Raw genomic sequence first — 8,994 nt, forward strand, 5'->3', positions numbered from 1 at the left:
TCGTGGGCGGCGACACCGCCAGCTTCAAGCCCCTCGTGATCGACAACGAGGAAGACGATGAGGACGAAGACGAGGAAGAGGAGCAGGAGCTCTACGGCAGCTCCGAGGCCGACGCCGACTCCCCCGTCCCCGACGAGCAGCAGTAAGCCCCGCGTCCTGCACGCCGGGGCGCCCCATAGCAAACCTAAGCGCCCCGCGGCCTTCGCCGCGAGGCGCTATTTCCTTACCTGCCACCATCACTGGGTGACAGTCATTGCGTGTAGGTCGCCCATCGCCAACACTTGGTGACAGTCATTGCGTGCAGCTTTTGGGGACACCCATCATCTAGTGACACCCATCAGCCGATGACTGTCACCCAGTGAGGGTTAGGAGAGGGCGATGCCGCCGAGCCAACCGCAGCGCGGCGTCATGTACTTGCCGTAGGTCGCGACCCAGCTGGAGACGGTGTCGGTCTTGATGTAGCCGACGTTGTGGTGAACGAGGCCGTCGCCGAGGTAGACGCCGATGTGGCCGTAGATGCGGCCAGCGGTCGTGCCCGAGCTCGAGGACTCGACGGCGATGATCATGCCGGGCTTGATGTCCGAGACGGAGTTGCCGCACCACCATGCGCACATATCGCACGCGTTTCCGCCGAAGTGACCGATGCCCGCGTTGCTGAAGACGTACGTGATCCACGCCGCGCACAGGCCGCCGCCCGGAGAAGGCGTTGAGGCCGCGGCGGCCGTCACCTTAGCAAGAGGACCGTTGCCGAGCACCTGCGTGTTCGTGGTCGTCGCCCAGGACTTCTTTGACTTCTTTGCCTCGGCGGAGATGCGCTTCGCCTCGGCGGCCGCCTCCTGCGCGGCCACGAGCTCGGAATCGTGCTGCTTCATGAGCTCCTGGACCGAATCGGAGAGACCCGACACGACGGCCGCGGCCTCGTCCTGCTTGGCCTGCGCGGCGGCGAGCTCGTCCGTCTGCTGACTCTCGAGCTGCTCGAGGGCGGCCTTCTGCTGCTCGAGGGTCGCCTTCTGCTGCTCAAGCTCGGACTTCTGCTGCTCGAGGTCGGACTTGAGTCCCTTGACCTCGTCGATCATCGCCTTGTCCTGCTCGGTAACCTTGTCGAGGTAGTAGATATTGCTCGTGAGCTCCTCGAACGAGGCCGAGCTCAGGATCAGGTCGATCGTCGACTGATTGCCCGACTTGTACGCGGCGCTCATGCGGCCGCCGAGCTTCTTTTGCTTCGCCTCGATGTTCTTCTGGGTCTGGGCGATCTCGCCTTCCTTGGTCGAGATCGCGTCCTCGGCCTCAGAAATCTGCTGGTTGAGCTCGGCGATCTGTCCTTGGGTGGCCGAGAGCTTGGCCGCCGCCTCGGAGTACTCCTCGCCGATGGCGGCGAGCTTCTGTTGCGCGGCATCGTACTGCGCCTGGGCGTCGTCGAGCTTCTGCTGCGTCTTGTCGGCCTGGGCCTTGGCATTGTCAGCCTTCTGCTGCGCGGTCTCCGCTATGACGGCGGCAGGCTTGAGCGCCGCGGCGACGCCGACGGTGAGAGCCGATCCCATGAACAGCCGAAGGGCGTCACGACGAGATAGATTGCGAGCGGGTTTGGTCATGCTGAGTCTCCCCGGGGTGTGGTTTAACTGCGTTTGAGAAGAGTTCCCTTATTCTAGCTGTCTTTATCCCCCATGACCAAATGAACACGGGGCGGGCGTGAAGGCAACGAACAAGGAGAGGATCGCTCAGGGTATCCCAGGAAGCTGCAGCAATGACTATCACCCAGCGATGGGTGTCCCAGGAAGCTGCACGCAATGACTGTCACCCAGTGAAGGGTGGCAGTCAATGTTGGTAGGCGGGCGCTATTTGTTCTCGATGTGGGCGACGTTGCCGATGGTGATGGAGATCGTGCCGTCGGCGCCGGTCGAGAAGTCCAGGTAGCCGGGCTTGTCGGCGAGGTCGGAGGGGAAGGTGATCTCAATGCCGGTGTCGGTCTTTATCTTGTGGTTCTTGGCCAGGCGGTTGGCAACGCCACGGCGCACCGGGGCCTCCTCGGGGAGCTTCGCCTCTCGGACGCGCTCCTCGAAGACCTGCTGGACGTCGGGTCGGTCCTCGAAGACCACGCGGCCGATCTCGGCGGGCGCGACGACCTCCTCGCGATCGGCCTGCTGGGCGACCGCGGCCTTAGCGCGGCCGACCTCGACAGCGGGCGTGAGACCGTACTCCTCGGCGACGTCCTGGACGATCTCGCTCACCTCGGTGAAGACTTGCTGCGTAGAGGCAGCGGCGGTGCACTGAAGGAACTTGTCGGGCAGGATCTGAATCGTCTCGCCTCCGATAGAGCGCTCCTTGTCGTGGAAATCGATGGCGAAGGAGTCGCAGTCCACGAGCACGTAGGTGTCGATCTTTGCCGTGGGGTTGGGCAGCGCGGTGTCCATGCGCAGGATCTCGTTCGCGCCGCCGCCGATCTCGTGGACGAAGGACTGTTTGCGGGGCAGCAGCACCACGGCGAAGAACCTCTTGCCCTCGGGGCCGTCGAACGCGGCGTCGACCTCGGCGTCGGTGGAGTTCGCGTCGACGGGGACGGCATCGGTGTCGATAAAGTCCGCGACCAGGAGGTCGACCTGCTCGAGCTCCTCCGCGCGGCGCAGCTCCTCCCAGAACCACTCCGCGATCTGGACCGAGAAGCCCTGGAACTCCGCCCCGCCCATGAGGTAATGCTCGAGCTCGCCTGCGAAGCCGGAGTCCTCTGCGAACTCGCCGTGGTTGGACTCGGCGTTGCCCACGATCTTGCGCAGGCGGCGCTGGACATAGGACTTGGTGGGACGGTTCTCGAGGTCGAGCGGGGCCTCGGAGTAGTACTTGGAGCCCGTCTCGAAGTCGAAGACGTGCAGGATGGCTTGGCTGACCTTGAGCATTGGCGCTAACCCTTCTTTACAGACACAAAAACGGGGTCGATTGTCGCACGACCCGCGCGCGACAACCGGCCCCGCCGGCGCTTCTTGACAGTTATTCCTGCGGGACCTGAGCGTCCATGGTCTCGGCGACCGCGTCGATCTCGTCCGCCTGCTTGCCGTCGGCGTCGCGCTCGAGCGCCGGGATGAGCATGCGGTAGGAGTTCTCGTTGGCGTTCTTGCGCGGCGAGGTCTTCGCGTAGCGCTTGACCGCGGCGGCGGTCTTGTTCACCGCGGTGAGGGTGCCGGCGCCGGCGACGCAGCCGCCCGGGCACGCCATGCCCTCAAGCAGGTAGCCGTCGTACTTGCCCTTGACAGCGTCCTTCATCAGCTTACGGCACTCGTCGAGGCCCTCGGCGTTGGCCACCTTGACCTCGCGCTCGGGGTAGCGCTTGTGAATGGCGTTGGCCACGGCCGTCGCCACGCCGCCCGCCACGGCGAACCCGCGGCCGTCGGCGGAGGCCACGTCGAAGTCGCCTCCCTCGCCCGCGAGCTTGGTGTAGTCGATCTCTTTGGCGCTCATCATGCCCGCCATCTCCTCGAAGGTGAGGACGAAGTCGACCTCGGAGCGCACGGACTCGCGCATGGCCTCGAGCTTCTTTGCGGAGCACGGCCCGACAAAGACGATCTTTGCGTTGGGGTGCTGCTTGCGGATGAGGCGCGCGGTGAGCGTCATGGGCGTGAGGGCCATGCTAATGCAATCGGCGTTCTTGGGGAACTCCTTCTTTGCCATGACCGACCATGCCGGGCAGCAAGAAGTGCCCATGAACGGAATCTTCTCGGGCACCTCCTCGAGGAAGTCCTCGGACTCCTGGATGGTGCACAGATCGGCGCCGAGCGCGACCTCCTCCATGCCGGAGAAGCCGAGCTGCTTGAAGGCCTCGCGGAGCTTGTCGACGTTGCCCTTGCCGCCGAACTGGCCAACAAAGGCGGGCGCGACCTCGGCGATGACCTCGTCGCCGGCGTTGATGGCCATGATCACCTGGAAGATCTGGCTCTTGTCGGCGATGGCGCCGAAGGGGCAGTTGACCAGGCACTGGCCGCAGCTGACGCACTTCTCGTAGTCGATCTTTGCGTGGCCGTGCTCATCGGAGCCGATGGCGCCCATTCCGCACGCCACGGCGCAGGGCCGCTCGAAGTGGTGGATGGCGTGGTAGGGGCAGGTCTTGGCGCACAGGCCGCAGTGGACGCACTTCTCCTGGTCGATATAGGCCTTCTTGTCCTTGAAAGTGATGGCGCCCTTGGGGCAGATCTCGCGGCAGGGGTGCGCGAGGCAACCCTGGCAGGCGTTGCTCACCTCATAGACGTTGTCTTTGCAGGCGTTGCAGGCGAACTTGATGACGTTGATCAGCGGCGGCTGGTAGTAGGTCTCAGGGACGGAGGCGTCGATGATGCCGTCGGTCATGCTCTGCGGCTTGTCGACGCCCTGCAACGGCAGACCCATGGCCAGGCGGATGCGCTCCTGCACAATGGCACGCTCGAGGAAGACGGACTCGCGGTAGGTCGCGATCTCGCCGGGGACGATCTCGTAGGGCAGGCGCTGGAGATCTCCTTCGGAGTCCTCCCCCTGCTCATAGGCGATGCGGGCGACGCCCGCGAAGACCTTTCGGCGAATCTCGGTAAGGTTGGTGTAGACACCGCGCATAGTGCCAGGCATGTGAAACCCCTCTCCAGTTGGTGCGACGGGCTTCCCCAAGCCCGCCACGGCCGCGCTTCTTTCCAGAAGGCGGCAATGTGTTTAGTATCGCGCATTCTGGGCGGGCGTGCCGCCCCGGATTTAGGAAGGCGCGGCTAGGCGGTCGGCTCCCAGTTCTTGCCGAGGCGTTCCGGCCACTCCGTCTGCAGGCTCAGGGGCTCGCCCGTCGCAGGATGGCGGAGCTCCTCGCGAAACGCATGCAAAAGTAGCCCGAACTCGCCGCGGGCGGCGTCGGCCCGCGCCCCTCCGTAGAGCTCGTCGCCGACGATCGGGAAGCCGAGGCTGGCCAGGTGCACACGGATCTGGTGACGCCGGCCGGAAAGAAGCTCGACCGAAAGCAGGGTCCGTCCACCCTTGAAAGCGAGCTTGCGCACGAGCGTGCTCGCGGGTTTTCCCTGCCCTTCTTTGCAGACGCGCATCTTTTTTGCGTCGTGGCGGTCGCGGCCGATGGGCGCGTCGATGGCCTTTAGGGCCCACGGGAAGCGGCCCGCGACGACGGCGAGGTACTCCTTGCGCATGTCGCGCCCGGCCACCTCGGCGTCGAGGGCGGGCTGCGTGGCGGGATCGAGCGAGAAGAGCACAAGCCCCGTGGTCTCGACGTCGAGGCGCTGCGCCGCCTGCGGGCGCACGTCCTCACGGCCCTCCGCCGCAAGGTGCTCGGCCACGAGGTCCGTGAGCGTGAGGGCGCCTGTGCCGTCGCCGTGCACGAGCAGGTCCGCCGGCTTGCTCGCCGCGAGCAGGTATTCGTCCTCGAAAACCACGGTGATGTTTTTGTAAGAAATACCGTTCATGGCGCCATTCCGTCCTCTCGCCGCCTGGGGCCGAGCACCCAGCATACCGCGTCAAGGGCGCAGAAAGTATGCTTTCCCCATCAATACTCGATACCGAGGAGGCCCGTCGTGGACGACGTCAGGATACCCCGCGCAAATGAGGACTCCCCCGACAATGATCAAGAAACGCTGCAGGTACTGCGCCCGGATGGGACCCTCGGCGAGTCCGACGAGGACATGGAGGCCCGTCTTGCCATGGAGAGCCTCATGCGCCATCGCCGCGCACGCAGGCGCAAGAAGCTGATCGCGGGCGGCATCGTCGGCGCGATCGTGCTCGTGGGCGCCGTCGCGTGGGGAGTCTCAAAGTTCACGGGGAACGCCGGGGGCAACGATGCGCCCCAGCTCATGACCACCTTCGTCGACCAGGGCGACTTCACCGAGGCGGTCGAGGCTTCCGGTGCAGCCAAGCCCGTGGCCTCCGTCGTCGTGAACCCCGAGGTCGGCGGCACCATCGAGACCGTGAACGTCGCGGAGGGAGACACCGTCCAGGAGGGCGATGTGCTCCTTACCGTGAAGAACGACGAGCTGGACAAGGCCATCCGCGACGCAGAGATGGGCGTGCGCAACGCTAAGCTCGGCGTCTCGCAGGCGCAGTCGACCTACGACACGACACTCGACGCGTACAACAAGATCGACGAGATAAAGGACGAAGAGGGAAACGTCATCGAATACAAGCGCGGGGCCGAGGGCAGCGACGTCGACTCGGCCGCGTTCGCCGTCGAGTCCGCCAGAAACTCCCTCTCCGACGCCCAGGAGGCCTACAACACCGCCGTCGCGAACGCCGAGAAACGCACGGTGCGCGCGCCCAAGAGTGGCTCGGTCGTGGTCATGAACGCGCAGGTCGGCGCCTCGACCGACTCCGCTGCAAACGCCGGCGGCCTCATCCAGATCGCCGACCTCTCGCAGATGACGGTCAAGGTTCAGGTCAACGAGGTCGACATCTCGAGGGTCTCGGTCGGCCAGATGGCCAAGGCCACGTTCTCGGCCCTGCCCGGCGTCGAGCTCGACGCGCAGGTCACCCGCATCGCGACCGTTGCGGGAAGCGGCGAGGACTCCCACGGATACGGCGGGGGCGTCGTGACCTACGACGTGAGCCTGCTCATCCCCCAGCCCGCCGCCGAGCTCAAGCCCGGCATGACGGCCAACGTCCAGATCATGCTGCAGAGCGTGCCCGACACCCTCATGGTGCCCTCGAGCTGCGTTGCCATGGACGAGGCGGGCAGCTCCTACGTCATGGTCGTCACCGATTTCGAGACGAGCGCCGTCGAGCGCAGGTCCGTGACCGTCAGGGCGTCCGACCAGACGACCTCTGCCATCGAGGGCGATATAAGCGAGGGCGACGAGGTCCTTCTTGACCCGTACTCGGCGCCTAGCGACGACGCGCCCATGGACGGTGGCCCCACGGCAGTTGAAGACGGCTCGGGTTCCGTCTCGGCCGATAGCGACACAGCCGTCGCCGAGGACGGCGCGGAGTCCGCGGCCGACGCCGAGCCCGTCGCCGCAACGGACGCGGCGGTGTAGCGCCATGGCAGCCCCCGTCATCGACATCCGCGGCCTCTGGCGCATCTACGAGTCCGCAGCCGGCCTCACCACCGTGCTGCGCGGCGTCTCGCTGCAGGTCGCGCGCGGAGAGTTTCTGGCCATCATGGGGCCTTCGGGCTCCGGCAAGTCAACGCTCATGAACACGCTCGGCTGCCTCGACCGCCCGACCGCCGGCTCGTATCGCCTCGAGGGCGTGGAGGTCTCCGAGCTCTCGGACGACGACCTGGCCTACGTGCGCTCTTCTCACCTGGGCTTCGTGTTCCAGTCGTTCAACCTCATGCCGCGCGCCACGGTGCTCAGAAACGTGATGCTCCCGCTCGTCTACTCCGACATCGCGCCGCGCGAGCGCGAGCTTCTGGCCTGGAAGGCCCTGCGCGCGGTGGGACTTCCCGAGGAACACTTCCTCCACCGCGCCAACGAGCTCTCCGGAGGCCAGATGCAGCGCGTCGCCATCGCGCGCGCCCTCGTCAACGACCCGGCGATCATCCTCGCCGACGAGCCCACGGGCAACCTCGACACCGCGACGGGAGAGCTCGTGATGAAGACCTTCCGCCGCCTCCAGAAGCGCGGGAAGACCATCGTGCTCATCACCCACGACGCCGAGGTGGCCGCCTGGGCCGACCGCACCGTGCACATCCGCGACGGCAGGCTGCTCACCGACGAGCAGGAGCGCGCCGTCCAGGCGCAGCTTGCGGGCGGCATCGAAGACGCCGGCGACCCCGGGCGCACACGGCTCGTGCCCCGCCAGATCAAGGGGGTGCCCGCCGTATGAAAGCGCGTGACCTCGCCTACGAGACGGGCTCGGCGCTTCTTGCCAACCGGGTGCGGAGCCTGCTCACCATCCTCGGCATCGTGATCGGCATCGCCGCCGTGATCGCGCTCACGTCGCTCATCGACGGCATGCGCGCGGCCATCGTGGGCCAGCTCGGCCTCAACGCCGCACGCACAGTTGAGATCGTGTGCTGGCCGCCGAACAACCGCCAGCTCACCGAGACCGACGTCGAGACCATGGCCCGCGACCTCGCCGGCGACTACGACTTCATAACCTGCTACGCCTACGCCGCCTGGTCGAGCGTGTCGAGCTCAACCTCCACCTCCGAGGAGATGGACATCATGGCGTGCGACGAGAAGTTCTTCGAGGCGAGGGGTCTCAAGGCCGAGAAGGGCCGGGTCTTCACCGCCGAGGAGAACGAGGAGTCGTCGATGGTAGTCGTGCTCGGCGGGGCATCGGTAAAGAAGCTCTTTGGCCGGGCCGACGCCGACGCCGTGGGAAAGACGGTGCGCATCGGCAACGACTCCTATACCGTGGTCGGCACGCTCGAGTCGGACAGCATGCAGGGCGACTGGTGCGTGGCATACATCCCCTACCGCACGGCCAAGGTCCGCCTGATCGGCCAGCAGAGCGGCGCCATGCTGAACATCTTCGGCTTTGCACGCGAGAACGCCGACATCTACGGGGTGGCCGAGCGCACCGACTCGTACCTGCGCACGAAGTACAACATCCCCGAGGCCGACCCGGACGGGGGCGGCTCTTCGGAGGAGGGCTACTGCTACATCTCGACGGCACAGTCGATGCTCGACCAGCTGGAGAGCACGATGTCGTCTTTCCGCCTGATGGCGTTTGCCGTGGCGGGGATCTCGCTTCTGGTCGGCGGCATCGGCATCATGAATATGATGCTCACCAACGTGACCGAGAGAATCCGCGAGATCGGCCTGCGCAAGGCGCTCGGCGCCAAGCGAGCGGACATCACGGCGCAATTCCTGCTCGAGAGCATCGCAATCTGCGTCGTGGGCGGCGTCATCGGCGTCGCCGTGGGCTACGGCGCGGCTTGGCTGCTCGCGGGCTTCGCCGGGTCGAGCCTCGGATATGAAAACCTCGTCCCCGTGATCACGCCGCAGACCGCGCTTGTGGCAGCGGGCATCTGCTGCGGCATCGGCGTGCTATTCGGGTTCTACCCCGCCCGGCACGCCGCCCGCCTCGATCCCGTGGAGGCGCTGC

7 protein-coding genes are annotated in these 8,994 nt (G+C 66.0%); 3 read left to right on the forward strand and 4 right to left on the reverse strand.

Translation table 11 applies throughout. The features are described from left to right. Positions 1-365: 365 nt before the first annotated feature. The 4 genes from ACT84W_RS02820 to ACT84W_RS02835 form a co-directional block, all read right to left on the reverse strand. Entirely contained in the window at positions 366-1,592 is a 1,227-nt protein-coding gene (locus tag ACT84W_RS02820; RefSeq protein ID WP_417575584.1) for a PcsB-like coiled-coil domain-containing protein, read from the reverse strand. 243 nt (positions 1,593-1,835) lie between these two features. Beyond that, positions 1,836-2,891, reverse strand: a complete 1,056-nt coding sequence (locus ACT84W_RS02825; protein WP_432290258.1) for a nucleoid-associated protein — start codon at positions 2,889-2,891, stop codon at positions 1,836-1,838. Positions 2,892-2,982: 91 nt separating this feature from the next. After that, the gene (locus ACT84W_RS02830) at positions 2,983-4,584 is read right to left on the reverse strand and encodes a 4Fe-4S dicluster domain-containing protein (protein ID WP_444328141.1); all 1,602 of its coding nucleotides are present in this window, start codon (positions 4,582-4,584) and stop codon (positions 2,983-2,985) included. A 134-nt stretch (positions 4,585-4,718) separates the two neighbouring features. Then, entirely contained in the window at positions 4,719-5,414 is a 696-nt protein-coding gene (locus ACT84W_RS02835) for an RluA family pseudouridine synthase (protein WP_444328142.1), read from the reverse strand. A gap of 108 nt (positions 5,415-5,522) precedes the next feature. On the opposite strand from ACT84W_RS02835, the gene ACT84W_RS02840 reads away from it, so the two are divergent. The 3 genes from ACT84W_RS02840 to ACT84W_RS02850 form a co-directional block, all read left to right on the forward strand. Beyond that, the gene (locus ACT84W_RS02840; protein WP_444328143.1) at positions 5,523-6,974 is read left to right on the forward strand and encodes an efflux RND transporter periplasmic adaptor subunit; all 1,452 of its coding nucleotides are present in this window, start codon (positions 5,523-5,525) and stop codon (positions 6,972-6,974) included. A gap of 4 nt (positions 6,975-6,978) precedes the next feature. Beyond that, complete coding sequence (locus ACT84W_RS02845; RefSeq protein ID WP_444328144.1) at positions 6,979-7,767, forward strand: ABC transporter ATP-binding protein; 789 nt, start codon at positions 6,979-6,981, stop codon at positions 7,765-7,767. Further along, the coding region (locus ACT84W_RS02850; protein ID WP_444328145.1) for an ABC transporter permease at positions 7,764-8,994 on the forward strand (1,231 nt) is incomplete at its 3' end. The genes ACT84W_RS02845 and ACT84W_RS02850, both read left to right, overlap by 4 nt.

The sequence above is a fragment of the Paratractidigestivibacter sp. genome, assembly GCF_052362415.1.
Lineage (GTDB): Bacteria > Actinomycetota > Coriobacteriia > Coriobacteriales > Atopobiaceae > Paratractidigestivibacter.